Here is a 25,891-nt window from a genome sequence, read left to right as displayed (position 1 = left end):
CTTTAATTAAATATTTTGAGACTTACGGACGTTCTGGTCGTTCATTTTCTGGAACATTTTTATAAATATCATCATAAGAATGGAATCCATCTTTAACAACAGTGTCAACAATGTTCTCTTTACCTACTTTAATTGGATCCAATTTTATAAATGGCACATCTATCTTTCCATTATTAACAGTTGAATCAGATGACACTTTTTCTCCTTTTCCTAGTTGAACAGCTACTTCAGCGCTCTTTGTTGCAATTGCCTTAATTGGTTTATAAACGGTCATTGTTTGAACACCTTCTGCAATACGCTGCACTCCTGCTAAGTCTGCATCTTGGCCAGAGATAACTACTTTTCCAGCTAAATCCTGTGCTTCTAGTGCTTGAATTGCTCCCCCAGCAGTACTATCATTAGATGCCACTACTGCATCAATATCATTCTTATTGGCAGTTAAAGCGTTCTCCATAATTTTTAATGCTTCATTTGCATCCCAATCTTTTGCCCATTGATCACCGACAATTTCAATATCACCTTTATCAACTAGCGGCTGAATAATATTCATCTGTCCTTCTCTAAACATCTTGGCATTATTATCAGTTGGTGATCCTCCCATTAAGAAATACTTTCCTGAGGGTACTTTTTCAACAAGATACTCTGCTTGCATTTCCCCAACCCGTACATTATCGAATGAAACGTAGGCGTCAATATCCGTGCCATTAATTAATCGGTCATATGCTAACACAGGAATCCCTTCGGCCTTAGCTTGATCTACTACCGTTGACAGGGCATCTGAATTGATAGCAATAATAACTAGTGCATCGATACCTTGTGAAAGCATATTTTGTATTTGCGATAATTGTTTTGCCTCATCACCATTTGCTGATTGTACTAACACATTTGCTCCTAGCTCTTCTGCTTTTTCAACAAAAAAATCACGATCATGTTGCCAACGCTCTAATGTTAAATCAGAGACGGAAAGACCAATTGTAATCTTCTCTTTTTCTGTTCCCCCTTCATCCTTATTTCCTTTCTCATTTGCTGGTGTGCCATTTGCATCCTGTCCACACGCAGCCATGATAAACATTAGAGATAGAATAAGTACAAGCGAAAGAAAACTGTTACGTTTTTTCATAAAAATACCCCCCTAATTTTTAAGTAATTGATAAGATTGAATTCCTTTTCTATTAGTAAGACATAAGTTGATTGCCGAATATGAAGTCGGCCCTCGGTACGTATAGGCGAGTAGAAATGACTTCGTTTCTTCCCTCCTCCAAACTGTTTGTAAACCGCTTTCATACAAAGAATATATTTTTTCCTCCCTATTGGAAATGGAATATTTTTTATAATCCTTTAATATTTTTCGAAGTTCCTATTTTCTTCTTCAGTAAGGAAAACTTAGATCTGCTGAAGTTTTACTGCTATTAAAAGTGGAATAAAAAAAACACTCATCATGGATGAATGTTTTTTGCATAGTGTTTCACTACAATTTTTTTGCTGTTAATCCTCCCCACCATTTTACTCATTCCGATACTGGGTAGGATTAACTCCTGTTACTTTTTTAAATACGGAGCTAAAGTAATAAGCATCTCTATACCCTATTTGTGCGGCAATTTCTTTAATACGTAAATCTGTATTCTTGAGCAGCTCTTTGCCCTTTCGGATACGTAAATTTGTTAAATATTCACTAAAATGTTGGGAAGTGATGTCTCGAAATAATATGCTTAAATAGCTGGGACTTATATTAAATTTACGGGATAGGCTCGTTAGGGAAATATTCTCGGCAAAGTTTTCATTCATGTACTCCTTCATTTCCGCAATAAGCCTGTCTATTCGATTACCGCGTTTTGATTCGATGAAGGAATGAATAGCGGAATAAAAGGAATATAAGCAATCCTCTATTTCTTTATAAGTAAAATTATTCTCTTGATTAAAGATAGGTAGTCCCGTTTCTCCGAATATTTCGTTCACATCGTACCCTTGTTCATTTATTGTCTTACAGGACATAAATACGATATTATTAATGGCTGTTGCCACTGCTTCATATGGAATACTTTCATTCTTAAGTTCTGCAAGCAATTCCGCTACGTCCTTTTTTACTTCTTCAAAGTCACCTGATTTTAAATCCAGATAAATTTTATGATTTACTATTTTGTGTAATTGCTTGCTGTAATAAGTATGGTTACTGATAATATTATGATAGAAATACACATCGCCAGAACCGTGAATTCGACTTAATGCAGCTGCAGAACAAGCTTCTTCATAGGATAAATGTAAATCAAGTAATTGATTATACTTATCTCCTATCCCAATTATTAAAGTGAAGCCTTTTTCCTGATCTTCTTTCTGAATAACCTTTCTTAGTTGATGTCTAATACCAATATCTTCGAAGACAATTAACACTATTTGATCCATTTTATAACTTAAGATATAGCCCTTTTCTATCTGTCCACGTTCAGAGAACTGCCCCCATTCTTTTTCCAGCAGACGAGAAAGTCGCTTATAGATCGATACATTAAATAAATACTTATCATTTTCCTCCATTTCACTTCGATCTGTTTGAAGTTGTTCCATATTTAGGACGGCTACAAAAAAGGAAGCATTCTTAAGATGTTCCATTTCCATATATTTCAGGTTATTATCTAGATCTCCCACAAAACTATTGGTCAGGAGATTCTGGATTAGTTTTTCTCGTAAAGAATGCTTATTTTCTTGCAATTGTCTCTTCATTTTTTCTATATTTTCTTGTTCTCCCTTATCCCGAATCAAATCATTCTTTACATTTAATACGAGTTTTAATAGATTCTTAGATTGAAAAGGCTTTAGCATATAATCACAAACCTTTAAAGTAATTGACTTTCTTGCAAAGTCAAAGTCTGCATGACCTGAAATAATGATTACTTTTATTTCTGGATAAAACTCTTTTACATGTTTTGTTAGTTGGATGCCATCCATTTCTGGCATTTTGATATCGGTAATCAGAATATCAATATGGTTTTCAGCTAATATTTTTACTGCTCCTGAACCATTTTCCGCTTCAAATACTTGTTGGAAACCATGACTTAACCAATTCGTATTATTGATTATTTTGTGACGAATCATATCTTCATCTTCTACAACCAATAAATTAAACATAGGATTCCTCCTCATATTTTTACAATAGGTAAAATGACTGTTACAGTTGTTCCCGCATTTGGTTTACTTTTAAAATAAATCCCATACTCCATTCCATAGGTTAATTTTATTCGCTCATTCACATTTCGAATGCCAAAATATTCATTTTCATCCTCTATTTTTTCTATTCCTGTTAATACATTATTAATGTGATTCACCTTTTCAGCTGTCATTCCCACCCCATTATCAATGACTTCCAGAACCACTGCTCCCTCCTTTTCTTTGCCTTTAATTTCAATTAGCCCCCTTGTTTTCATCCGTCGTACACCATGATAAATCGCATTCTCTACTAATGGCTGCAAAATAAGCTTGACCGTCTCATAATTTAATATCTCTTCGTCTACTTCTACTTTCGTATCAAATTTATTAAAAAAGCGAAATTCCTGAATCGTAAAATAGTTACGAATATGCTCGATTTCTGCACCAATAAGAATGACATCCTTTCCATGGCTTAACGATGTTCGAAAAAACATGCCAAGTGCTTCTATTAAGTCTAGCGCTTCTTCAATTCGCTCTTGCTCTAATAATCCAATAATCGAGTCTAATGTATTATAAACAAAATGAGGCTTTATTAATTCTTGTAGTGCTTTCATCTCTATTTTGCGAATTTTCACTTGATCATCCATCGTTTTTTGAACGAGCCATTGAATTCGATTCATTAATTCATTAAAACTGCTTGCAAGTTGCCCTATTTCATCGTTCGTTTTGACTTGTGCTCGAATGGCTAAATTATCATCTGCAAACCGTTTAATTGTTCTGCGCAAATCACGAATTGGATTTGTTAAGATATTCGTTAAATAAATACTTATGAGCACAACGACCAGAAGGCTGCCCACAGCAATTACAAGGGTTATCTGCCGGATTTTATTTATGTCTTCATTAAGTTCATCTGCATAAGTGACCCCAATAATATTCCAACCTGTAATCTCAGATTGTTTAAAGTTAACAAGATAATGTTTTCCCTTTACCGCTTCTTCAAATGATCCTTTATCTGAATTTAACCATCTATCATTGTTCATTAGTTCCTTTATAAACATAGGATGACTAGTATCTGCCGGAAAAAATTCTACCTCCCCTGTTCTATCTGTAAAATAGACATACCCTTTCTCTCCTAATTTGATATCGTTTACAATTCGATTCAATAGATTTACATCAATATCAATAATCAAATAAGCTGGTTCACTTAAACTAGGAGATAAAATTTTCTTTCCAATAGAAAAAACATTGCGATTAAACATATCCATATAAGGTGATTTTACTGCAAATTGCGCTTCATCTATTTTTCGCATATTCGTAAAAAAAGGATCATTCATATCGCTCCAATATACGCCTTGAGCGCTTATTGTCTCTCCTGTATGAGAAATGATTCTTATATCCACTAAATCGGATTTCATATTCCTAATTAGTTCTATCGTTTCCCATAAACGAACAGTATATTTCTGTATCCCATCTATATCTCCTGCCTCATTCAACCTTAAGTACTGAATTGTGTAATAATCATCATAGATTTCTAGAATATTCTCGATATCTAAAATGTATGTTTCGATATTTTTATCCACACGCTGAATTACTTCATTGGTATAAACATTGATACTGTTTTGGAGATCATTGATGTAATATTGATAGGAAAGATAACCAAGAATTAATAACGGGATAAGACTAAGTGCCAAGAAGCAGACAATCATTTTTGTTCGGATACTATAAAGATCGATCCATTTCAGCCATTTCTTCATTTATTTTATCTCCCACGGCTTTTTTCTTTTTAACAGTTCTTCATAATTATCTGCATTGCCGTATTCCAATCCCGTATATATCATCGTTTCTTTAACTTTGTCCCCATTAATTAATTTATACATGTTTTCAACACTTAGACGTCCCATTTCCTGAAAGTCTTGTCCAACTAGCGCATCTGCTAATCCTTTATTGGCAGCAAATACTATTGGATAAAATGTATCAACAATCACAGCTATACCGCCAGTTTCTTTCCACCTTTTATATGAAATCATCCCTTCAGGAGGAGAAAATAACGGCCATGCTCCAGCACTAAAAAACAAATCAAAATGAGGATTCCTTTTCACATAATTCTCTAGAAGCTCTGAAGCGCGATTTATGTCATCATAGGATTCTACCATATCAACAAACTCTAAATCTAATTCTTCCGTTGCATCTTTAAATCCTTCGATTCTCTCTTGCATATTGACACTTTCCTTCACCCCAGTCATAATCAAAACTCTGAGATGACGCTGATGCAATTTTTTTTCTTTTACTATTTTCACCAAAGATTTTCCACTTTCTTGTCCAAGTTCATAATTATTCGTTCCAACATAAAATGCCCGATTGCTAGCCGGTGCATCGGAATCAAAAGTAGCCACCTTTATCCCTTGTGATACTGCTTTATTGATAAGTGGAGTCATTTTCTTGGTATCCAAGACACTGATAACAATGCCATCTACCTTTCTTTCAATTAAGCTCTCTACTATTTTTTCTTGCTCCTGACTATCGACTACCATCGGGGCCAACCATTCCATTTTCACCCCTAACTGAGAGCTTACTCGTTCTGCTTCTTCCTTTGCTTCTATGAAAACTGGATTATCAAGAGACTTTGTAACAAAGGAAATTATCTTTTCCTTATCTTGATTAGGCAATGGCTCTTTATAGATCGCTTGTTCATGGGGGTTATTTTTAATACGAATGCTAGTTGCCTGTTTATTTTCACATGCACTAACGAATATAAGCAGAATTACAAACAAGATATAGCCTTTGTTTTTCATACTTTCTTCCCCTAACCTACTCATTGATTGGTCTAGCTCATATAAAATTAAAGAAAGGTTACTCTATAAGCAGCCTAAATGAAAACGCTACCAAAATTATAGTTAGTAAATAAAAAAGAAGACACCAATTTAGTTGAATTAAAATGAATTGTTTTTAAGAAATTTTTTACAGATGACGAAATACATTATTGCTAACAATATTTTCTATTTATAATGATGTGTTTGTCAACATTAAAGTCACCAATTCTTTTGAACTGGTGACTTTAATATTAGAATATGAACTCAATCGATTAAGGGATAGAGGTCTATACTTTTCAAATTGCTTTTCTCTTAGGAATTAAAATCATAAATCTTTCCTTTAATCAAATATCCTGTGCTTTCCGCCATATTGGTTATATGGTCAGCTGTTCTTTCCAAATAACGGTTGATAAATAATAATTGAACAAGCTGATTTGTTTCTTCGGGATGTTCACTTAAATAGGCTGTCAATTTTTTATAGGTTTCTAAATAATAATCATCCACTTTATCTTCTAACTTACTTACTTCCTTTGCAAGGACAATATCTTCCTCTATAAAGGATTTTACTGCTTTTTGCAGCATTTCGATTGATAGTTCCTTCATTTTCTCTAAATGGGTTAAATCCAGAAGAGAAGTTGCTTTTCCTATCTTAATTGTTGCTTTAGCAATGTTTACAGCAAAATCAGCTACTCGCTCAATTTCGGATGAAATTTTGATAACACCAATTACAACACGTAAATCTCTTGCAACAGGCTGTTCCTTCGCCATTAGCCAAATTGCAAAATGATTAATTTCAGATTCTAGATTATCAATGTCATTATCTTCTTCCATTACATTTAAAGCAATTTCTACATCTTGCGCTTTTAATGCATCAAAAGCCTCTTCTAACTGAGTAATGGACATTTCACCCATTTCACTAATTTTTTCTTTTAACTCGCCTAGCTTCTTCTCAAAGTTTTCTCGAATGACCATTAGTTCCTCCTATTATCCAAATCGACCTGTGACATAATCTTCTGTCCGCTGATCTCTAGGTGTGGAAAAAATCTTATTTGTTTCATCGTATTCAACTACTTCTCCGTTTAAGAAAAAGGCTGTTTTATCGGAGATTCTTGCTGCTTGCTGCATATTGTGTGTAACAATAACAATTGTATAATCCTTTTTCATTTTTGTAATCAGCTCTTCTACCTTCAATGTAGAAATCGGATCTAAAGCAGAAGTAGGCTCATCCATTAAAATAATATCTGGTTTCATTGCAATTGCACGAGCTATACAGACACGCTGCTGCTGTCCACCCGATAAGCCAAGTGCAGATGTCTTTAAGCGGTCTTTTACTTCATCCCAAATCGCAGCCCCACGTAAGCTCTCTTCGACAATTTTATTTAATTCTTTTTTGTTTTTAATGCCTTGCATTCTTGGACCATAAGCCACATTGTCATAAATGCTCATCGGGAATAAATTCGGCTTTTGAAAAACCATGCCAACTCTTGTACGAAGCTTAATAACATCATTGGAAGAATAGATATTTTCTCCATCAATAATAATATCTCCTGCAATTTTTACGCCATCGATTAAATCATTCATTCGATTCAATGTTCTTAGGAAAGTTGATTTCCCACAGCCAGAAGGCCCAATTAAAGCTGTTACTTTCTTTTCTTCAATATCTAGGGTTACTCCAAACAAAGCCTGTTTTTCACCGTAAAATAAATTTAGGTCACTTACACTAATTTTTGATGCACCCGTTGTATCTTCTTGACCAACCTTTAAGAATGCTTTCCCTGTTTTCTTTTGACTTTTTTCTGTTACTGTTGTAGTCATAAACATACCCCTTTAAAAATTAGTAGTCTGCTTTGTTTAGCTTTTTCGATATAAATGTTGCGATAAGGTTTATAGCAAGAATAATGACGATTAGCACAATACCAACTGCTGCGGCTAATTCAATATCTCCAGACTCTTGTGTTACTAAGAAGGAATGAACCGTTAGCGTACGAGCGGAGGACAACAGGCCCTCTGGCATGGCAGCAACTGTTCCTGCCGTTAAGAAAATAGCTGCTGACTCCCCAACTATTCTTCCGATAGATAAGATAATTCCTGATAAAATTCCTGGCATCGCACTTGGTAAAATAACTTTATACAATGTTTGCAATCTTGTTGTACCAAGGGCTAATGATCCTTCACGATAAGTAGGAGGAACTGTCTTTAAAGATTCCTCGGTTGTTCGGATAATAACTGGCAGTACGATAATCGTTAATGTCAAAGATGCCGCTAAAATAGACATTCCTAATTTTAAGGTGGTTACAAAGAATACTGCCCCAAATAAACCATAAATAATTGAGGGAATACCTGTTAAACTTTCTGTTGCAAAGCGAATGATTTTTACCAATCGACCTTGTTTCGCATACTCTTGTAAATAAACAGCTGCTAATATTCCAATTGGTGTAGCAATCAGTAAGGAAATGACAATCGTATAAATTGTTGTGACAATCATCGGCCAAATTCCACCGCCGCCACTTGGAGAATAGTCACCAAAAATAAAATCGAAGCTGAGCAAGTGAGCTCCTTTATAAAAGATATAGCCAACAATCATAACGAGAACAGCAACAGATAAGAAGGCAGAAAACCAAAGAAGGCCGCGTAACAAGTTATCTTTCATTTTTCTCATCTTATTTGCCACCCTTCGCACTAATTTTCGCTAAAACAAAATTCAAGATTAAAATAAACGAGAATAATACAATCCCAGTTGCAAATAACATTTCTTGATGCGTCCCTGCTGCATAGCCCATTTCCAATGCAATGTTTGTTGTCAGTGGGCGTATACTATCTGTTAAGCTTGTTGGCACAATCAAACTGTTACCAGCAACGAGAATAACCGCCATTGTCTCACCAATCGCTCGACCTAAGCCCAATACAATGGCTGTCATAATACCTGACTTCGCTGCGGGGACAACAACCTTAAAGATTGTTCCAATTTCCGATACACCAAGCGCAAGGGAACCTTCCCGGTATGTTTTTGGTACAGCGCGAATCGCTGTCTCTGCGACTGTTACAATCGTTGGCAGCATCATAATTGCTAATACTAAAATAACCGCTAATAAACTTTGTCCTTTTACTAATCCTAAAGTATTTTGTAAAAAAGGTACGATAATTGCTAGTCCAAAAACACCATATAAAACAGATGGAATACCAGCTAAAAGCTGAATGGCTGGTGAAACAATTTTGGCTATTGGCTTTGATGCGATTTCCGCCAAGAAGATAGCTGTGAATAATCCAATGGGAACTCCAATAATAAGTGCTCCTATAGTTGCATACAGAGATGCGACAATCATGGGCCAAATCCCAAATTCTCCTTCACTAGGCACCCAGTCGACTCCAAAGAGAAAATCAAAAAAACTAAATCCTTCTGCAATAAAAGGATGGGCCCCTTTATAGAAAACAAATCCAATAATTAATACTAAGCTGATTACGGAAAGAAGGGCACAAAACAAGAAAACTCTTGCCGAAACCTTCTCAAACATATATTTCCTCTTATTTGCTTTGCCCATTGCTGAGGCTTGCTTTTCGGTTGTTTGAATAGACACTCTATTTTCCTCCAAGATTACTTCTAAAGATTTTGGTATTACTTAATAGGAATTGCTCCTGCCTCTGCTGCAATTTTTTGCCCTTCATCACTTAGAATAAAATCGATGAACTTCTGCCCATTTGCAGTTAAATTCCCATCTTTATAGACAAATAAAAATGGTCTTGATAACTTATATTTTTGCTCTAATACATTTTCGGCAGTAGCAGCAACGCCATCAATATCGATAGTCGAAATAGCATCATCAATATATTCAAAAGAAATGAAGCCTACGGCATGTTTATTATTTGCAACTGTCGTTTTAATATTTCCATTTCCGCTGGCAATGATAGAGTTTCTAATTAATTCACCAGAGCTATAGCCTACAATTTCTTGAAAAGCATCACGTGAACCAGATCCATCTTCACGAGAAACAACAACAATCTCCATATCATCGCCGCCAAGCTGACTCCAGTTTGTCACTTTCCCAGTGAATATTTGCTTTACTTGTTCTAATGTCAATTCTTTCACTTTATTGCTAGGATGTGTGACAACTACTATTCCATCGTAAGCAATAACTACTTCTTTTAATTTTCCTTTCTCTTCATCTTTTAAATCTCGTGAAGACATTCCAATTTCGGAAACGCCACTCATCGCATTTGTAATTCCTGCGGAAGATCCAATTTGATTTATTTCAATTTTAGTTTGATCGTGTTCATGATATTTTGCTGCTAATTTCTCAGCAAGTGGTCCAACGGAAGTAGATCCTGAAATCGATATGGGTTTACTGTCATTTGTTGATTGTTCCGTTTCTTCATTACTTGAACATGCTGATAATAAAAGGAGTATAGACAGTAACGAGAGTACTATTTTTAGTTTTTTTATAATGACCATGATTTACCTCCAAAAAGAATAGCAACTATTTATGTCATTTCTTGTCTAATAGTATGATAAATCTCCACTGTAAATATTCTATTGACTGAATGTAAAGGTTTTGTAAATAACGTTAAAAGCAATCTACCTAATGTTATTTTTTGTAAATATCCAAAAAAAAGATAACAGTTATCCTGTTATCTTTTTCACTAAGTTCCTATATTTAAACTGGTATAACTTACTATTTCCCTCAACAACTTAAATGGTTTTGCTGCACATAGAATAATTAAAGTTGATTATCCTAATAAAGCCTACGCTTGAAGCAATACTGCCGCTCGCTTTATACTTTCTTTTACATAACTAGGTGCATGTGAATGATCTAATACCTCTTCAGTTGTCAGCCATTCTATATTTTCTACTTCATCAGGACTTTTAACAAATGCTTCGCCTTGCTCATGCTCGCATAGAAATACTATATCAATTACATGCTTCCCACTTTCTGTTACAAATGAAGTGCTATGCACATATTCCATTTTATCTCTAACCGTCACACCTACTTCTTCTAAAATTTCTCGTTTGACTGTTCTTTCGAGAATATCTATGGAATTCCCTTCTAAATCTACTTTTCCGCCTACAAGGGAGAGCATTCCCCCAGCATGTTCCTCTTTTCTACTTCTTTCTACAATCAACCACTTATCCGCTCTTCTAACAGCTCCTTCTACATTTACAATAAACATTTTCGTCTAGCTCCCTCCTCTATTCCACGATACCTTTTTTATGCTTCTCCTTCATTTCTATTAAATACTCCTCTGATTTTCCTTTTGGAATACTAAGACTCTTCCATTCTGTGTCTTTTATGACCTTTCCGATATAAACGATTTGCCCAACATGATAGGCATAATGAGCCATTTGTCTTTCTATAGCTTCGAGCACTAAATGTCCTTCTCCACGAATGTAAATAGTTTTTAATAAATCCTCTTCCTTTAAATTAGTCAATGAATCTATTAATACCTTCCACCCATTTTCCCACACTGTATGAAGCTCTTCCTTTGAAGAAATATTATCAGTAAATTCCTCCTCGCGATTCCTATATTCCTTTTCTCCGTCTGTGTTTAAAAAATCTGTCCATCTAGAAATCATATTTCCACTCATATGTTTTACAATAATGGCTATACTATTGGACGAGCTATTATAAGTCCAATTTATTTCTTTTTCCCCTATTTGCTCAAATGTATTATCTCCAAGTTTTTTTACCTCTTTAAATCGATTAACGACAGCCTGCAAATATTCCCTTTCTATGCTCATTTAGCATCTCCTCCATATTTATAATATCCCCTGCACTTCAAACACCACATCCCCTTTTCAAAAACAGCTTTTGAAATCTTATAAGAAAAAGCTTCCTTCCTTAAGAATATATTCGAATAGAAAGATCGAAAAACCTGCATATCCATCCCTGTCTTATTTATTCACTTATTCAATCGTTTATTTATTCAATCTATTATGATAATATACCTTTAATAAAAGCTAAGAAGAGAAAAGTAGAGTAGATATGTTCAAGCATTACAGAGAACTCCTATCGCTGGAAATGGAGGATGTAGCAGCATATTGAAGCAAGTCACTGAGCTGCACATAGGAAAGATTCTGATTTTTGATTATGTGTCGGGTTCCCCCGTTATCGAGAAAAAGTATACACATTTATACAAATGTCATACTTGAGAGGTTTCTATGGCGACATAGTAATAAACTGGGGTGGCATCGCAAACTTCTAAATTTACAAAATCTCGTCCCAAAAGTAATACACCTTGGAGATGAGATTTTTTTTTGGAAATAATTTTGAATTTAGGGGTCGATTAACATGAAATGGAAAAATCCTTTATTACTATTGATAGGAATTAGTGTAGCAAACCTCGGTGCATGGGTCTATTTGATTGCTTTTAATTTAATTATTTTAGGATATAAGTATTCCAACAAAATATGACCCTCCAAACAAATATACGTACGTATTAAAACATTCGTTTATTTGTTTGGAGGACTATTTATTTTAAGAATAGATATATCAGCTCATCACCCGCAGACTGAATATACACCGTGTTCCATGTGGCGTTCGCAAGTGCTGTGGGGTCAATCTCCCATAGGGAGTCTACGTATATTCAGTTTGCTCCGTTTTCTTTTGAAAAGGCTTATGGCAGAAAGAGCAATGTTTCCCTATTGAACAATACCCGCGTTTTCCAAATATTGTTCGGCAACTTCACGCGGACTTTCCCCTTCTACATTTACTTGATAATTCATTTTTCTCATATCGTCATCGCTTATTTTTCCCGCTAACTGGTTTAGTGCTTCTACCATTTCAGGATGCTCTTTTGCCGTTTCTTCTTTCATTAAAGGAGCCCCTTGGTATGGTGGGAATAAATTTTGATCGTCTTCTAGCACCTTTAATTGGTATTGTTGCAACTCACTATCTGTGGAGTAGGCATCGACTAAGTTAATTTCACCTGATTCAACTGCTACATAGCGTAATTTAGGCTCCATTGTTACAAGATTAGGAAAAGTAAGTCCATAAAGATACTGGATACCTTGATAGCCATCTTCACGATCTGAAAATTCCAATGTAAAACCTGCCTGTATTTGCTCTTCTATCCCCTTCAAGTCAGAGATAGATTCTAGCTGAAATTGGTCTGCAAGATTCTTGGAAACTGCTAATGCATAGGTGTTATTATACTGCATTGGCTCTAACATTATCATTTGATATTTTTCTAACATCCCATCCCTCGCTTGTCGATACACTTCCTCCCGATTTGTGCTAGTAGCCGTTTCCTTTAAAAATTCAGAAATAGCCGTCCCTGTAAATTCCGGATAAAGATCAATGCTTCCTGTTTGCAATGCTTGAAACACAAAAGAGGTTTTTCCTAATCCCGGCTTCAGCTCTACTTGTAAATCTGTTTTTTCTTCAATAAGTATTTTATACATATTAATGAGAATTTCGGGCTCAGACCCTAATTTCCCTCCAATAACAATCTCTTCATCCTTCTGTCCTATTAATGGCATTAAGATTATTACAAGCGATAAAAGTGCAATCACTCCAATAGAAATAAAGGCTTTTTTATAGGATAGCTGCTCAAATTTTTTCAATAAGTAGTCAAACAGAAGAGCAAGCAATGCTGCTGGAATTGCCCCTAGAAGAATTAGATTTGTGTTATTACGATCAATACCTAATAGAATAATATCGCCAAGACCTCCAGCTCCAATTAAAGCTGCAAGAGTGGCTGTTCCTACAATTAATACCATGGCTGTCCGAATCCCCGCCATAATAACTGGCATCGCAAGAGGAATTTCTACCTTAAATAATCTTCTTCGTGTATTCATCCCCATCGCTCGAGCCGCTTCAATTAAGGACGGATCTACTTCTTTAATTCCTGTATATGTATTTCTTAAAATTGGCAGCAAGGCATATGCAACTAAAGCAATAATTGCTGGCACTCTGCCAATTCCGAATAATGGAATCAGAATACCTAATAATGCCAAGGAAGGAATTGTTTGAATAACAGATGTGATTCCTACTATCCCTTCGGCCACCTTTCTATGTCTAGTAATATAAATTCCTAGTGGAATAGCAATAATGACTGCAAAAAAGAGAGCAATGAAGGATATTTGAATATGCTCAAACAGCGCACTTGCTAATTCAGCCTTTCTGTCTTGAAATACTTGTGTAAGCTCCTTCATCCCTTACACCCCTTTCTGAAGTAGTCTAGAAGATACATATTTCATCATTGACCTGCGATTAACCAATCCAATTGGCGTTCCATCTCGTTCGATTATTACTTGTTCATACTTCACTAGCATATCCACTATCTCTTGCATAGTGGTAGTAATTGGGGCACTCACTTGATTTATTTGCTTATCCTCTTTTTCAATAATTGGCTCTAATAAGTCCTTCAGTTGAAAATCATTGCTCCAGCTATCATGTTTATTTCCAACAAAGTTCTTCACAAAGTCATTAGTAGGATTTGTGATAAGTTCTTGGGGGGTGCCTATCTGAACGATCTTCCCTTTCTTCATAATGCAAATTCTATCTGCTAGTTTTAAAGCCTCTTGCATATCATGTGTAACAAATACAGTTGTTTTTTTTAGATTTTTCTTTAAATCCAACATATCATCTTGTAACTTTTCACGGCTAAGCGGATCCAAGGCACTAAAGGGTTCATCCATTAATAGAATCTCCGGATCTGCCGCAAGAGCACGAATAACCCCAACTCTTTGCTGCTCTCCTCCTGACAGTTCACTAGGCTTTCGATTGGCATATGTTTGATGATCGAGACCAACCATATCTAAAAGCTCCTCGGTTCTTTGTTTAATTCTGTCTCTTTCCCACTGTTTTAATTCAGGTACGATTGCGATATTCTCTTCAATTGTCATATGGGGAAACAAGGCAATTTGTTGGAGAACATAGCCAATATTCCACCGTAATTCATGAATATCATATTCGCTTATCTTTTTTCCCTTTATATAAATGGTGCCATCTGAAAGAGGAATTAAACGATTAATCATCTTCAATGTCGTTGTTTTTCCACAACCACTTGGTCCGATAATTACAAAAAATTCCCCTTGCTTAATTTCAAATTCAATCGAATCAACTGCTGCTGTTCCATCAGTGTATCTTTTTGATACATTTTCAAATTTTATCATTGCATTTGTTTCTCCTTATTTAAATTGTAGGACTACTCATACCCCGCCTCTTTCACTAACAGATAGAAGCTTATTCTATAATCCTGTCTACCCATATTTAGAACTAATCATAACACGACATAGCACATCCTAAAAAAAGATAGCTTAGCCAGAATCTCATTTTTCGATCTACTTATTTTCCTTATAAAAAAATGATATTTTAGAGAATAGCTTTTACGTTTATACTAAGCAAAGAGATATACAATTAGGAGGACAACGAAATGGACAAGCAAGGGCAAGAAAAGTTTTTAGCTTTTATCTTACAGCGAGTACAAGAGGGGAAAGAAGAAGAAGCAAAGACTATACTAATGGATAACTTCCGAAAACAAGATGAGGGTACTTTTTCCAAAAATGATATCGAACAGTTTCTGCCTAAAATGATCAGTCTAATAAAACCAGAAAGATTAGAGGAAATCCAAGCAGTAGTAAAGCAGTTTTCTGGAAGCTTCGGCAGCAAATAAAAGGATTATCTTCTTTTTGAAAAAACAACTTGGAAACTTTATTCCAAGTTGTTTTTATTATATCCAGCTCGTTTTTATCCCATTTAAAACATTTTTGAATATGTTAGTTAGTGTAAAGGGAATGGGCGGTTGATATGGAATGAATGGTCATTTTAAAGAGATATTCGGATCAGCTATCAATACGATTGGTACTATCCAAGCAGCTATCGGAAGTACCCCCTCCTTCCACTTGTCTAGAGAAACAAATTATCAGCTTCGTTTAGTTGGCAATATATTACAAGGAACAGGCAGCGCATTGCAAGCTGACGGACAAGGGACTATTTCATTAGAAAAGCTAGGAGATGAAATTCAGGCAATTGGAAATTCAACGGTTGTAACCGGCTTGCTTCTTTATAAATGGAGCAACACCCCAACAGAGCAGAAATTAATTATTACAGGGAATTGGCTTCAAGCATTAGGAAGCTTTGTCGGGCTTACAGATGAATTTTTTGATCATACAGCAGATGGAAGAATCGAAAATATAATTGGTGGTTTATTACAGGGAATCGGGAATTCTTTACAAGCGATAAGTGGAACAGAACAATTACATGGAATAAGTAACCATGATCAACAAAATATCGGTGTATTAGGCAGCTGGATTCAAGCCGTTGGATCGGCTATTTCCCTTATTGGCCAAGTAAAAGAAGAATTAGAAGAAATTGCCCTAAATATTAATGAATAAGATGATGGAGGAAGAAAAATTCTTCCTCTAACCCTTTTTCTTTTTTGGCCAAATAAAATTGGAAATCGCGATAATCAAGTCAATGCCTAATACTACTGTCCATAATTTTAGTACACCGTCTAGTGCTTCTGTGCGAGCAGTATCCTTGATGAAAAAAATTAAGCCTAGTAATATCCCTGCCCCAATAGCATAAGCTAGCACATGTTTCCCCCAACTTTTCAAGTAATGCTTAGCATATGCCATCCCAAACAATGAAATAGGTTTAGTTCCTTGTTTGGCGACGTAATAACGAAATCTCTCATCCGCCCATTTAATCATGTCTTTTCCAAATGCGATCGAAACGCCTATATAAACAGCTGCAATGGCATGTGCAGTGGTGGCGGTAGCTCCTCGATGCATATCCAAACTTGTTGTAATCAACAAAAGCAAATCAATTACTGGTGTTAGTGCTAAAAAGAAAAAGCCTAATTTCTCTCTTTTAAAAACATATCTAATTAGTAATCCTAAAATAATCACAATCCAAAAGCCTATTTCACTAGCAACAATCATCCAGGCAACAAAATTCAAAAATTCTCCTCCTTTATATGGCTTATTCCCATGATATACTTGGTCCGAGGTAAGTAACGAATTTCATATTTTTCATTTTGGAATACTTGTATGTTAAAATCGGTATTCGTTATCAATTTTTCACCATCCACTCCTGTATACACATAATCAATTGCTCCGCCATACATTCCAGAAGGATAGTCTACCTTGTATTCTTCTAAAATAATGACCTTTTCTTCTGCTCCCTTTTCAAAGTAATCTAAAGAAGCTGCTACATTATCACTCTAGCCTATTCCTATGAAAGCATAACCCAAACCTAATAATATTAACGTGAGGAACGGCGCAATCCAGGCTAATTTTTGGGGACTCGCGGCCTTTTTAGTCAGGATGAGAGGAAACTTATAACGAGAACAAAAAGGCCTGGAACGATAAATATTCCTCCCCAAATAACCGTTACCATTACATCCTTCAAAAAAAGAATAGGAAGGGATAATGGCCTTCTGTCCATTTATCTCGCTAGGTTTCCGTTTATTTCTTATTTTGTTTATATTTGTTATTTTTCTTCCTTTTCAAAGCCATTTTTCCCCCTCCATTTCTTCATAAGGGATTACGAATGCTAAGAGTGAAAAGTTCCCTTTACCAATTTTTCAGGAAAATAGTCGGGTAAGCAGAGAAAGGTTCTCAGAGGCCTATAAATTGAGGTAGTGATATTAAAATAAAAATACTGTTTTATATATAAAGAAGCGGCGTCCAACTGAACGCCACTTTCCCCTATTTTATGTATTTAGTATACACGTAAAAGACTACCTATACCATCCTTTAAACAACGATCTTCCCACTAATCAAATTTGCCTATTAAGAAAAAACCTTCCAACAAGAAGGTTTTTTCTAATCAAGTTATGATATTAACTTATTCGTAAAATCGGTTTAATGACTTCTCCATTTTTAGAAGCTTCGAAAGCCTCATTAATTTGATCAAAGTCATAGAATTTAACTAATTTGTCAAATGGAAATTGACCGTTTTTGTAGTATTCTACTAGCTGTGGGATAAAAACATTTGGTACAGAGTCCCCTTCAATTACACCCATCATTGTTTTTCCTTCTGCCATTATATCATTATGAACATCAATATTCATTTCAGGTGTAACTCCCACTACCGCTGCCACACCTAATGGACGCAATGCTTGTAAGCATTGACGTACTACTGGAGGAAAGCCAGTTGTATCGACTGCATATTTTGTTCCGCCAGTTGTTAATTCCTTAATTTCTTTAACAACATCTACTTTTGTTCCGTTGAATGTATGTGTTGCACCAAGTTCTTTGGCAAGCTCTAACCGTGAATCATGAATATCAACAGCAATGATTGTTTTACAGCCAACTATTTTAGCAGCCATAATAGCACTTAAGCCAACAGCACCTGCACCATAAATAGCAATAGTAGCTCCAAATTCAGGCTTGATTTTATTTAAAACAGTACCCGCTCCTGTTTGGATTCCACAGCCTAAAGGTCCTAAAAGCGCTAAATCTACCTCTTTATCCACTTTAACAACGTTACGTTCATGGGCAATCGCAAATGTACCAAAGGAAGATTGACCAAAGAAAGTGGAAAGTGGTTTACCATCTTTAGATAAGCGATGTGTATGATCATCATGAGCGCCACCAAAGTTCAAGTCATTAAACGTTTCACAAACAGTTGGATGACCTGTTAAACAATTTTCGCAGTGTCCACAATGTGCAAAGGATAATACAACATGATCCCCTTTTGCTAGACGTGTAACGCCTGAACCAACTTCTTCAACAATCCCTGCTCCTTCATGTCCCAGTACTGCAGGTAGTGGAGCAATTGCTGCATCACGGGCAACAGCATCTGTATGACATACACCTGTTGCAACAATTTTCACTAATACTTCATTTGCTTTTGGGGCAGCTAATTCTACTTCTTCTAAAAGAAAATCTTTACCTTGCCCTGGGGTAACGGCTGCTTTAATCTTCATACGATCTACTCCTTAAATATATTCAATTTAAATGTGACAAATTTGTGAATTCGTTTTTATCGTAATCCTTTCCGAAAATGGATACAATAGAAGCAAAGGAATATATATATTTATTATGATTCATAAGAGGGGTTCGTATGCAATTATTACAGTTACACTACTTTCTAACTGTTGCCAAGACTGAGCATATGTCTCAAGCAGCACTTCATTTAGATATTTCACAATCATCACTAAGCAAAACAATTGCTAGATTAGAAGAGGATTTAGGTGTTCCTTTATTCAATAGAAATGGGAAGAATATTCGGTTGAATAATTATGGGAAGTTTTATGCGAAAGAAGTAGAACACGCTCTAAGAATCTTAGAAGACGCCCATGAAACAATTCGAGAAATGGCTGAAATAGAGGAAGATCAAGTATCGGTTAGTGTCATGAGTTCCACTATTCTTCCTTCTATATTCAAACGTTTCTATGAAAGAAGACCCAATGTACGGATTCAACAATCGATATTACCTGATTTTATTGCAAAGGAACGGTTAATGCGGGGAGAAATTGAATTATGCGTTTCTAATACACCCATAACAGGGCCGGATATAGAATGGCTGCCTATCTTAAAAGAACGGTTGGATTTAATCGTTCCAAAAAACCATCGCCTAGCACACTTAGATGAAATTGATTTGCAAGATGTAAAAAATGAACGATTTATTGGCTATAAGTCAGGATTAGAATCTACAAGTATGTTTGAACAATGTTGTATACAAGCTGGCTTTACACCTAATATTGTATTTGAAGGAACGGAACTGTCGATAGTTCTGCAGCTCGTTGACGAAGGACAAGGTATTTCCTTTTATCCTCAGTATTCTTTTTTAGGAAAACAACTAACTAATAGTAAAATCATTCGTTTAAAGAATCCCCATTGTTATCAAATGGTTGGTTTCGCTTGGTTAAAAAATAGACATTATTCTTATGTAGCAAGACAATTTCGGCAGCATATGATTGATTCGTTTAAGGAAATTAATAAAAAGAACTGAGACATTTGCAAAAGAGGTAAGATATTTTAGGATATTAGCCAAAGTTAAGGGCTTATCAGCCAAACTTTAGCTCTTATCAGCCAAACCTGGAATTTATCAGCCAAACTTTAGCTCTTATCAGCCAAACCTGGAATTTATCAGCCAAACTTTAGCTCTTATCAGCCAAACCTGGAATTTATCAGCCAAACTTCAACTCTTATCAGCCAAACCTGGGATTTATCAGCCAAACTCCAGCTCTTATCAGCCAAACCTGGAATTTATCAGCCAAACTCCAGCTCTTATCAGCCAAACCTAGAATTTATCAGCCAAACTCCAGCTCTTATCAGCCAAACTTCAACTCTTATCAGCCAAACCTAGAATTTATCAGCCAAACTCCAGCTCTTATCAGCCAAAGTACAAGAAATTAATGATAGCTTTTAAGCTATCAACCTCCATCATTCAAAAAAGAAAAAAGACTGGATTAATGCTCCAGTCAAAATTCTGTTTTCTCTCCTTATATACTAGACTGTCATTTTCCAATTAGATAAAGCTAGCCACTTCTCTTTCTCCTTGTAGTTAGGCATTATCTTCCCAACAAGTCTCCAAAAAGAGCGATCATGATTAAGATGAACCATGTGACACATTTCATGAACAACAACATAATCAATTACCTCAATTGGAGCCATCGCTAACCTCCAATTGAAGGTTAATTGGAAATTAGAATCACAGGTGCCCCAATTAGTTTTGCTATCCGTAATCCGTATCGACCGAGGCTTTGTTTTAAAGTTACTTTGATAGAAGGAGACCCTCTCTTCCACTAAAGACTTACTTTGCTGATAATAATACCTTTTTAATAATTTTTTTATTTTTTTCTTATCATACTCTTTTATATAGATACACAGCTTGTCCTCTTCGAATTTAACCTGTTCTTGGACTACCGCCATTTCTTGGATAATATGAATAGGATAGGTACTACCTAAATAAAGAAATCTCTCTTTATTCTCATATACCTTTTTCTGTGGACCTGCCATTCTTGTCTGCATTTCTTTTATTCTGGTTTGAATTTGGTTCCAATTTTGCTCTAATACTTGATAGACATATTCATCTGGTGTCTTTTTGGGAGCCAAAATTTCAATATTTCCATAGCCATCTATTGTTATTCCAATGGAAGTACGATTTTTATATTTTATTTCATAACGGATTGTTTCCCCTAAGTAGGTATGTAGCATATCGTCACTACCTTTACTTATCCTCTGTATTTAATAGCTAATCCCTTTAAGAAGTTTCTGGCGAAATTATCTAAACATACTTTATAGTTTTTATGGCCTTCTTTTCTTAAAAAAGCTCCTAATTCTCCTTTGGACACATTTAATCCCGCTTTTTTAAATATATCAATCATATCCTCTGTCGTTAACGACAGCGCAATTTTAACTTTCTTTAATAAAATGTTATTAACACTTGTATTGTTTTTTATCGATGATTCAGGTGTGTTTGGTTGTCCTGGTTTTGGCTCTTGCTTTCCTCGCTTATAAATAATAAAGCCATTTAAAAAGGAATCTAACATACTATTTGTCAATTTGATTTGATCATCATTTTCTGCCTCTTCATCTGTCTTCTTCAGTATTCTTACTACTTCAGGTACAGAAACCTCTTTCCCCCCAAGCTTAAAAATTTCTGCCATTTCACTATTTTTTATTTCTAACGCGTATCTTAAACGAATTAAAATATCATTATTTTCCATGATTTTACCTCCAATTTTCAAAACAACTATATGCTTTTCATCTACCTTCAGTAGAGTTCTAGTGTTAATCATAAATAATTATCCTTAAAAAGTATAGTACCTCTAGATCACAAAGGAGCTTCCACTAATAATTAAATAGTCATCAGCTTGCTCTCTGAAAGTGCATAGCTAACCACTAGGCATATCCCAATTCAAAAAGAAATGCATACTGCTTCCTTTCCTTAAACAATCAATCTCTTTCTAACAAAAAATAACCCAATTCCTTGGGCTAAATGAATTTTAATTTAATTGAATATTATCTAACTTAGATATCCACTTATAATACAGTAATAAAATATACAAAAGTACCGGATCAACCATTACAGAAATCCACACATTCCACCATCCGTAATGAAAATATCCCCATGGCTCTGGTAAAAGTGTAATGACCTCATAAATTAAAATCCCTATCGTCCAGCAGGCAAAATAAATCAAACGTTTAATAAATGATTTTTTAAACGGATACCAATTTAGGAAGATAATATTCACAGGTGGCACAAGAGCGAGATGTGGAAGAAGCCCTATCCATTCAATCGCATCTTTATCAAAATACCAGTAACCATGGTATTTAAAAGATATATAAATATCAAAGCCCGCTTGAAATGCAACGGTAAAGGCCCAGATGGTTACCATTTGAGCTTTTGTTACATATTTGTTTACCTTAAATGCAAAAATATTGACCCCAATAATAGCGATGAAAAGTCCAATCATTTGTTTATTTCCTTTTTTATTAGTTATCCCCATAAAGAAAAAAATCATTCCAATCGTTTTCCTTTTTCATCTATAAAAGCTAAAACCTAGAGAAAGAGTATTCCTGATATTATCCCCTTTAAGTAGACAATGTTAAAAAAACTACAGTACGCTGTAGATAAACATTTACTTAAAGGGGATTTTTCTATGTCTAGAAAAAATAATACGTATTCAAATGATTTGAAATTAGAAATTGTACAAGCCTATTTAACAGGCAATGAGAGTATGCAAAAAATTGCGGATCGTTATGAAATTCGTAATGTTTCTCAAGTGAAGGCTTGGGTTAAGAAATTCAAAGAAGTAGGCTCCATTGAAGCCTTTGAACGCCTACCATCGGTAGGTTCTGGCGCAAAAGGTGTGAAGAATCCACTAAAAGGTAAAAGAATTCATTTTAAGCATGTAGAAGAAGAACGTGATTATTATAAGGCTCAGGTTGAATACCTAAAAAAGCAGTATCCAAATCTGTAAACGGAGGAATGCCTACTTTCCCAGATCGTTATCACATTATCGAAGAAATGAAAGATCGTTATCCAATTACTTGGCTCACTGAAATGGCAAAAGTAGAACGTTCAGGCTATTATAAGTGGCTCAAAAATGGCAAGGTATCATTACGTAAACAGGATGATATCCTTTTAAAGGAGCACATTTTAGCGATTCATCAAACGCATAAAATGTATGGTTACCCACGTATGAAAATCGCTTTACGAGATAAAGGATTTCATGTAAATCATAAGAAAGTTTATCGGTTAATGACTGAGCTTGGTATTCAATCGATTATCCGTAAAAAGCGTAGAGTATGGCGAAATCGTACATCGCGTGTATTTGATAATGTGTTAGAGCGTCAATTTAAAGAGCGTGTAGAAAATGAGGTACTCGTGACAGATATTACGTATCTACCAACGAAAGGTTGTTTTCTCTACTTATCGGCTGTGCAAGATTTATATAACAACGAAATTGTTGCTTGGAAGATTAGTGAACGTAACGATTTAGAACTAGTTATGGATACGCTACAGGAATTGACGGCAAAAAGAAATGTGTATCGAAGCATCATTCACTCGGACCAAGGCTTTCAATACACATCAATTAAATATCATCAAACAGTAGAACAACTTGGCATGATAGGCAGTCATTCTCGTAAAGGAAACTGCCACGATAATGCTTGTATAGAGTCATTCTTCTCTCACTTTAAAAGTGAGTGCTTGTATCTGTTACACGATAATTCGGAAGTAGCAGTGAGAAAAGCTGTTGAACAATACATCTATTTCTATAACTTCCAACGCTTCCAAAAACGACTCAACCACCTGGCACCGATAGAATATCGACACCAGATGGCTGCTTAGTCTTTTTAAAGCTGTCTACTTGACAGGGGTAAGTCCATCCCTAGGTTTTAACTTTTTATTTATACTAGATAATACGGAAAACGAATGATGGTCGTCGTTCCATGATCCTTTAAGCTTTTAAATTTTAGCTCGCCATTATATTTTTCTACTATATTAAAACAAATCATCAAGCCAAGACCGGTTCCTTTTCTTTTTAAAGAATAAAAAGGGGTTCCTAGAAAGGCAATTTCTTCTTCTGACATCCCTTTTCCATAATCGATGACATTGATGACAACAAAATCTTGCTCTCTTTTTGCCGTTACCTTTACTAAATCGCCATATTTAGAAGCCTCAATAGCATTTTTTATAATATTAATAAACAATTGCTTTAATTCAATGATGTTTGCAGAAACAATACAATCATCTGTCACATTCAATTCAATTTGATTATCGTGTAAATGTCCATATGAATGCAGTAAATCTGTTACACTCTGAAGGACAGCTTTAACATCTACAATTTCTGTTACTTTTTCTTGTTCCGGTTTCGCCATCGTTAAAAATTGAGAAATTACTTCTTCTGCCATATTCAATTCATCAATCATTAATGCAAAATGATGCTTCTGATTAGGAGTAAAGGAATGATCTTCTTTATAAAACTGTAAAAAACCTTTCACAACCGTTAAAGGATTTCTAATTTCATGAGCAACCGCAGCCGCAAGCTGACCAGATGTCTTCAACCTCTCTGAATGCTGAATTTGTTCGTCATATACATGTTGCCGCTTCATTCGAACATTTGTTAAATAAAAAATAAAATAAACGATAATTTGGCTCGCAAGAAAGCTCAATAAATTTCCAATTACATCTTGTTCTATATAGCTATATTGAGATTTTTGATTTACAAAAAGAATGTAAGCAAATAAAAGCAAAATGAAGAAACTATTTAAAAACAAGGAAAAATGAAATAGCTTCGAATTGAAAAATAAAATAGAAAGCATTGGTATAAAACAAAGTAAAATAAAATTAGATCCAGTTTCGGGATATAGAATACACAATGTATAAAAGTAGGTGGAGCCCAATAAGATAATGATTAATCTATAACTATCTGTCCCATTCTTTGGATACAGCAACAAACAAAGAGATAGACAAAATGCCATTATCAGCTGAAATATATATGCCACTCCAAAATCATCTAGACGGGGATTATTAATAAATAATCCAGCTATAATAATAGCTATCACTGTCCAAACGATAATATAGTATATTTTTCTATTTACATTATTTTTAATCTCTTTCATGAGTACCCCTTCTGCTCTTAATCTTTTTCCATCTAAAATATAACATTTTTTCAGAAGAAAGGGGGTATATTTTACTATTAACTCTATTTAACACACCTTAATATTCGATTCTTTAGACTCATTACCACAATTAATTTTCACTACAATAGATAAAGAAAGAACGAATCTGTGATTATTCCATTCGTACTTTCTTAAACTGCTCCCTTTTTTATCCGTTTCACTATATCATTATATTTTTTTGTCTTGCTAAAATTCTTTTACTCTGTATGTTTTAGTTTCCACCTATTAAACGGAATCTTTTCATATAAAAATTGAAAAGCATATAAGATTAAAGCTAACACCGTAAAAACATACATTAGCTGCATTTTGGATATTCGTACCAAAGATGCTATTCCAAACTTAGTTAAATAAGGTACAATAACATAGGTAAACATGGAATCAAATGCCATATTGATCCCCATATAAGTAAAGAACTTTCCGTATGTCCATTTTAATATCCAAATGGAACCTACAAAAAAGGATCCTAGCATAAACGGAATGTCTCCTGGTATTATTTGATGGATTTTTTCATACCACCACCACCATTTACGTCTTTAAGCAACAATATTTGTCACTCTCACCATCAACGCAATAAACGTGCTTGCAGCTATATATCGTTTAAGTGTATTTTTACCTAATAAGGGTACCGTAACCCAAGGTACGATCATCGACAAAATCAACAGTGTCTTGGAATATTTCATTATTTTCATCGTGCCCACCCTTTATCATTCATTAAGATTACTATTCCCCAAAAATCGGATTTTATCTTAATTAAACTTTAAGATAGAATAGAAAATCGCTCTAATAAAGATAATGAGCTGGTTTTTAAATTGCCCGCTGTTTATTTAGAACTCCTAAAGTTTCCTATTGCTTTATATTTATT

The 25,891-nt window shown here is 34.9% G+C and carries 28 protein-coding genes; 6 read left to right on the top strand and 22 right to left on the bottom strand.

The genetic code is table 11. The features are described 5' to 3' along the window. Window positions 1-22: 22 nt before the first annotated feature. From xylF to NX902_RS03985, 11 genes are all read right to left on the bottom strand, one after another. Complete coding sequence (xylF, locus tag NX902_RS04035) at window positions 23-1,120, bottom strand: D-xylose ABC transporter substrate-binding protein (protein WP_123258926.1); 1,098 nt, start codon at window positions 1,118-1,120, stop codon at window positions 23-25. 383 nt (window positions 1,121-1,503) lie between these two features. Beyond that, window positions 1,504-3,120, bottom strand: coding sequence for a response regulator (locus NX902_RS04030; protein ID WP_171509323.1), 1,617 nt, complete (start codon window positions 3,118-3,120; stop codon window positions 1,504-1,506). An 11-nt stretch (window positions 3,121-3,131) separates the two neighbouring features. Further along, a complete protein-coding gene (locus NX902_RS04025; RefSeq protein WP_163187936.1) occupies window positions 3,132-4,892 on the bottom strand; it encodes a sensor histidine kinase in 1,761 nt (586 codons plus the stop codon). Next, window positions 4,893-5,930 (bottom strand): substrate-binding domain-containing protein, encoded by a 1,038-nt coding sequence (locus tag NX902_RS04020; protein WP_163187934.1) that lies wholly within the window; start codon window positions 5,928-5,930, stop codon window positions 4,893-4,895. A 330-nt stretch (window positions 5,931-6,260) separates the two neighbouring features. Further along, entirely contained in the window at window positions 6,261-6,920 is a 660-nt protein-coding gene (gene phoU / locus NX902_RS04015; RefSeq protein ID WP_047941668.1) for a phosphate signaling complex protein PhoU, read from the bottom strand. A gap of 12 nt (window positions 6,921-6,932) precedes the next feature. After that, window positions 6,933-7,763, bottom strand: coding sequence for a phosphate ABC transporter ATP-binding protein PstB (pstB, locus tag NX902_RS04010; protein WP_095330859.1), 831 nt, complete (start codon window positions 7,761-7,763; stop codon window positions 6,933-6,935). 19 nt (window positions 7,764-7,782) lie between these two features. Continuing rightward, the gene (gene pstA / locus NX902_RS04005; protein WP_095330857.1) at window positions 7,783-8,607 is read right to left on the bottom strand and encodes a phosphate ABC transporter permease PstA; all 825 of its coding nucleotides are present in this window, start codon (window positions 8,605-8,607) and stop codon (window positions 7,783-7,785) included. 1 nt (window position 8,608) lies between these two features. Next, on the bottom strand, window positions 8,609-9,523 hold the full coding sequence (gene pstC / locus NX902_RS04000; protein WP_235850287.1) for a phosphate ABC transporter permease subunit PstC: 915 nt from the start codon (window positions 9,521-9,523) through the stop codon (window positions 8,609-8,611). 38 nt (window positions 9,524-9,561) lie between these two features. Beyond that, a complete protein-coding gene (locus NX902_RS03995) occupies window positions 9,562-10,395 on the bottom strand; it encodes a phosphate ABC transporter substrate-binding protein (protein WP_095330855.1) in 834 nt (277 codons plus the stop codon). Between the two features lie 290 nt (window positions 10,396-10,685). Next, window positions 10,686-11,111, bottom strand: coding sequence for an NUDIX hydrolase (locus NX902_RS03990; RefSeq protein ID WP_095330854.1), 426 nt, complete (start codon window positions 11,109-11,111; stop codon window positions 10,686-10,688). 19 nt (window positions 11,112-11,130) lie between these two features. Beyond that, complete coding sequence (locus NX902_RS03985; RefSeq protein ID WP_095330852.1) at window positions 11,131-11,679, bottom strand: DUF1572 family protein; 549 nt, start codon at window positions 11,677-11,679, stop codon at window positions 11,131-11,133. Between the two features lie 550 nt (window positions 11,680-12,229). Here NX902_RS03985 and NX902_RS03980 point away from each other — a divergent pair. After that, window positions 12,230-12,352 carry a hypothetical protein gene (locus NX902_RS03980; RefSeq protein WP_275068620.1) on the top strand — a complete coding sequence of 41 codons (123 nt, stop codon included), beginning with the start codon at window positions 12,230-12,232 and terminating at the stop codon, window positions 12,350-12,352. Window positions 12,353-12,579: 227 nt separating this feature from the next. On the opposite strand, the gene opuFB is transcribed toward NX902_RS03980, so the two are convergent. Together opuFB and NX902_RS03970 are read right to left on the bottom strand one after the other, a co-directional pair. Then, window positions 12,580-14,094, bottom strand: a complete 1,515-nt coding sequence (gene opuFB, locus NX902_RS03975) for an osmoprotectant update ABC transporter permease/substrate-binding subunit OpuFB (protein ID WP_123258920.1) — start codon at window positions 14,092-14,094, stop codon at window positions 12,580-12,582. A gap of 3 nt (window positions 14,095-14,097) precedes the next feature. Next, on the bottom strand, window positions 14,098-15,057 hold the full coding sequence (locus tag NX902_RS03970; protein WP_095330848.1) for an ABC transporter ATP-binding protein: 960 nt from the start codon (window positions 15,055-15,057) through the stop codon (window positions 14,098-14,100). Between the two features lie 260 nt (window positions 15,058-15,317). Between NX902_RS03970 and NX902_RS03965 the strand changes: the two genes are divergently transcribed. Both NX902_RS03965 and NX902_RS03960 read left to right on the top strand, forming a co-directional pair. Next, window positions 15,318-15,557, top strand: a complete 240-nt coding sequence (locus NX902_RS03965) for a hypothetical protein (RefSeq protein WP_163187932.1) — start codon at window positions 15,318-15,320, stop codon at window positions 15,555-15,557. A gap of 139 nt (window positions 15,558-15,696) precedes the next feature. Then, window positions 15,697-16,278 carry a DUF6944 family repetitive protein gene (locus NX902_RS03960; RefSeq protein ID WP_095330844.1) on the top strand — a complete coding sequence of 194 codons (582 nt, stop codon included), beginning with the start codon at window positions 15,697-15,699 and terminating at the stop codon, window positions 16,276-16,278. 27 nt (window positions 16,279-16,305) lie between these two features. Here the strand turns inward: NX902_RS03960 and NX902_RS03955 are convergent, their stop codons facing one another. The 3 genes from NX902_RS03955 to NX902_RS03945 all read right to left on the bottom strand — a co-directional run bounded on the left by NX902_RS03955 (window position 16,306) and on the right by NX902_RS03945 (window position 18,818). Then, the gene (locus NX902_RS03955) at window positions 16,306-16,845 is read right to left on the bottom strand and encodes a hypothetical protein (RefSeq protein ID WP_171509322.1); all 540 of its coding nucleotides are present in this window, start codon (window positions 16,843-16,845) and stop codon (window positions 16,306-16,308) included. After that, window positions 16,842-17,012, bottom strand: a complete 171-nt coding sequence (locus NX902_RS03950; protein ID WP_341160563.1) for a hypothetical protein — start codon at window positions 17,010-17,012, stop codon at window positions 16,842-16,844. The genes NX902_RS03955 and NX902_RS03950 overlap by 4 nt, the downstream gene beginning before the upstream one ends. Window positions 17,013-17,729: 717 nt before the next feature. Beyond that, on the bottom strand, window positions 17,730-18,818 hold the full coding sequence (locus NX902_RS03945; RefSeq protein WP_123258916.1) for an NAD(P)-dependent alcohol dehydrogenase: 1,089 nt from the start codon (window positions 18,816-18,818) through the stop codon (window positions 17,730-17,732). A gap of 137 nt (window positions 18,819-18,955) precedes the next feature. On the opposite strand from NX902_RS03945, the gene NX902_RS03940 reads away from it, so the two are divergent. After that, a complete protein-coding gene (locus NX902_RS03940) occupies window positions 18,956-19,846 on the top strand; it encodes a LysR family transcriptional regulator (RefSeq protein WP_163187928.1) in 891 nt (296 codons plus the stop codon). A gap of 500 nt (window positions 19,847-20,346) precedes the next feature. On the opposite strand, the gene NX902_RS03935 is transcribed toward NX902_RS03940, so the two are convergent. The 3 genes from NX902_RS03935 to NX902_RS03925 all read right to left on the bottom strand — a co-directional run bounded on the left by NX902_RS03935 (window position 20,347) and on the right by NX902_RS03925 (window position 22,349). After that, window positions 20,347-21,054 (bottom strand): M48 family metallopeptidase, encoded by a 708-nt coding sequence (locus tag NX902_RS03935; protein ID WP_171509321.1) that lies wholly within the window; start codon window positions 21,052-21,054, stop codon window positions 20,347-20,349. Between the two features lie 17 nt (window positions 21,055-21,071). Further along, window positions 21,072-21,566: a YehS family protein gene (locus tag NX902_RS03930; RefSeq protein ID WP_095330824.1), complete on the bottom strand. Its 495-nt coding sequence runs from the start codon at window positions 21,564-21,566 to the stop codon at window positions 21,072-21,074. Window positions 21,567-21,845: 279 nt separating this feature from the next. Continuing rightward, on the bottom strand, window positions 21,846-22,349 hold the full coding sequence (locus tag NX902_RS03925; RefSeq protein WP_341160562.1) for a hypothetical protein: 504 nt from the start codon (window positions 22,347-22,349) through the stop codon (window positions 21,846-21,848). A gap of 96 nt (window positions 22,350-22,445) precedes the next feature. On the opposite strand from NX902_RS03925, the gene NX902_RS03920 reads away from it, so the two are divergent. Then, the gene (locus NX902_RS03920) at window positions 22,446-22,823 is read left to right on the top strand and encodes a transposase (RefSeq protein ID WP_340461236.1); all 378 of its coding nucleotides are present in this window, start codon (window positions 22,446-22,448) and stop codon (window positions 22,821-22,823) included. 8 nt (window positions 22,824-22,831) lie between these two features. Then, complete coding sequence (locus NX902_RS03915) at window positions 22,832-23,695, top strand: IS3 family transposase (protein WP_341160561.1); 864 nt, start codon at window positions 22,832-22,834, stop codon at window positions 23,693-23,695. Window positions 23,696-23,754: 59 nt separating this feature from the next. Here the strand turns inward: NX902_RS03915 and NX902_RS03910 are convergent, their stop codons facing one another. From NX902_RS03910 to NX902_RS03900, 3 genes are all read right to left on the bottom strand, one after another. Then, window positions 23,755-24,969: a sensor histidine kinase gene (locus NX902_RS03910; protein WP_095330823.1), complete on the bottom strand. Its 1,215-nt coding sequence runs from the start codon at window positions 24,967-24,969 to the stop codon at window positions 23,755-23,757. Window positions 24,970-25,226: 257 nt separating this feature from the next. Further along, window positions 25,227-25,499: a hypothetical protein gene (locus NX902_RS03905; protein ID WP_095330821.1), complete on the bottom strand. Its 273-nt coding sequence runs from the start codon at window positions 25,497-25,499 to the stop codon at window positions 25,227-25,229. 63 nt (window positions 25,500-25,562) lie between these two features. Further along, entirely contained in the window at window positions 25,563-25,718 is a 156-nt protein-coding gene (locus NX902_RS03900) for a hypothetical protein (RefSeq protein WP_163184916.1), read from the bottom strand. Between the last annotated feature and the right edge of the window lie 173 nt (window positions 25,719-25,891).

This window comes from Niallia sp. FSL W8-0954 (assembly GCF_038005605.1).
In the GTDB taxonomy this organism is placed as follows: Bacteria; Bacillota; Bacilli; order Bacillales; family Cytobacillaceae; genus Niallia; species Niallia circulans_A.
This window is presented reverse-complemented; position numbering and strand designations above follow the sequence as displayed.

What these genes read in the sequence shown, in the direction of transcription:
- pstA (WP_095330857.1), bottom strand. Translation starts at nt 8,607, where the DNA reads ATGAGAAAAATGAAAGATAACTTGTTACGCGGCCTTCTTTGGTTTTCT.
- NX902_RS04025 (WP_163187936.1), bottom strand. Translation starts at nt 4,892, where the DNA reads ATGAAGAAATGGCTGAAATGGATCGATCTTTATAGTATCCGAACAAAA.
- NX902_RS03920 (WP_340461236.1), top strand. Translation starts at nt 22,446, where the DNA reads ATGTTAAAAAAACTACAGTACGCTGTAGATAAACATTTACTTAAAGGG.
- NX902_RS03935 (WP_171509321.1), bottom strand. Translation starts at nt 21,054, where the DNA reads ATGCTACATACCTACTTAGGGGAAACAATCCGTTATGAAATAAAATAT.
- NX902_RS04030 (WP_171509323.1), bottom strand. Translation starts at nt 3,120, where the DNA reads ATGTTTAATTTATTGGTTGTAGAAGATGAAGATATGATTCGTCACAAA.
- NX902_RS03905 (WP_095330821.1), bottom strand. Translation starts at nt 25,499, where the DNA reads ATGCTAGGATCCTTTTTTGTAGGTTCCATTTGGATATTAAAATGGACA.
- phoU (WP_047941668.1), bottom strand. Translation starts at nt 6,920, where the DNA reads ATGGTCATTCGAGAAAACTTTGAGAAGAAGCTAGGCGAGTTAAAAGAA.
- NX902_RS03915 (WP_341160561.1), top strand. Translation starts at nt 22,832, where the DNA reads ATGCCTACTTTCCCAGATCGTTATCACATTATCGAAGAAATGAAAGAT.
- NX902_RS03925 (WP_341160562.1), bottom strand. Translation starts at nt 22,349, where the DNA reads ATGGGGATAACTAATAAAAAAGGAAATAAACAAATGATTGGACTTTTC.
- xylF (WP_123258926.1), bottom strand. Translation starts at nt 1,120, where the DNA reads ATGAAAAAACGTAACAGTTTTCTTTCGCTTGTACTTATTCTATCTCTA.
- NX902_RS03930 (WP_095330824.1), bottom strand. Translation starts at nt 21,566, where the DNA reads ATGGAAAATAATGATATTTTAATTCGTTTAAGATACGCGTTAGAAATA.
- NX902_RS03910 (WP_095330823.1), bottom strand. Translation starts at nt 24,969, where the DNA reads ATGAAAGAGATTAAAAATAATGTAAATAGAAAAATATACTATATTATC.
- NX902_RS03945 (WP_123258916.1), bottom strand. Translation starts at nt 18,818, where the DNA reads ATGAAGATTAAAGCAGCCGTTACCCCAGGGCAAGGTAAAGATTTTCTT.
- NX902_RS03950 (WP_341160563.1), bottom strand. Translation starts at nt 17,012, where the DNA reads ATGTATGGCGGAGCAATTGATTATGTGTATACAGGAGTGGATGGTGAA.
- NX902_RS04020 (WP_163187934.1), bottom strand. Translation starts at nt 5,930, where the DNA reads ATGAAAAACAAAGGCTATATCTTGTTTGTAATTCTGCTTATATTCGTT.
- NX902_RS03995 (WP_095330855.1), bottom strand. Translation starts at nt 10,395, where the DNA reads ATGGTCATTATAAAAAAACTAAAAATAGTACTCTCGTTACTGTCTATA.
- NX902_RS03990 (WP_095330854.1), bottom strand. Translation starts at nt 11,111, where the DNA reads ATGTTTATTGTAAATGTAGAAGGAGCTGTTAGAAGAGCGGATAAGTGG.
- NX902_RS03970 (WP_095330848.1), bottom strand. Translation starts at nt 15,057, where the DNA reads ATGATAAAATTTGAAAATGTATCAAAAAGATACACTGATGGAACAGCA.
- NX902_RS03960 (WP_095330844.1), top strand. Translation starts at nt 15,697, where the DNA reads ATGAATGGTCATTTTAAAGAGATATTCGGATCAGCTATCAATACGATT.
- NX902_RS03965 (WP_163187932.1), top strand. Translation starts at nt 15,318, where the DNA reads ATGGACAAGCAAGGGCAAGAAAAGTTTTTAGCTTTTATCTTACAGCGA.
- NX902_RS03940 (WP_163187928.1), top strand. Translation starts at nt 18,956, where the DNA reads ATGCAATTATTACAGTTACACTACTTTCTAACTGTTGCCAAGACTGAG.
- pstB (WP_095330859.1), bottom strand. Translation starts at nt 7,763, where the DNA reads ATGACTACAACAGTAACAGAAAAAAGTCAAAAGAAAACAGGGAAAGCA.
- NX902_RS03900 (WP_163184916.1), bottom strand. Translation starts at nt 25,718, where the DNA reads ATGAAAATAATGAAATATTCCAAGACACTGTTGATTTTGTCGATGATC.
- NX902_RS03985 (WP_095330852.1), bottom strand. Translation starts at nt 11,679, where the DNA reads ATGAGCATAGAAAGGGAATATTTGCAGGCTGTCGTTAATCGATTTAAA.
- opuFB (WP_123258920.1), bottom strand. Translation starts at nt 14,094, where the DNA reads ATGAAGGAGCTTACACAAGTATTTCAAGACAGAAAGGCTGAATTAGCA.
- NX902_RS03980 (WP_275068620.1), top strand. Translation starts at nt 12,230, where the DNA reads ATGAAATGGAAAAATCCTTTATTACTATTGATAGGAATTAGTGTAGCA.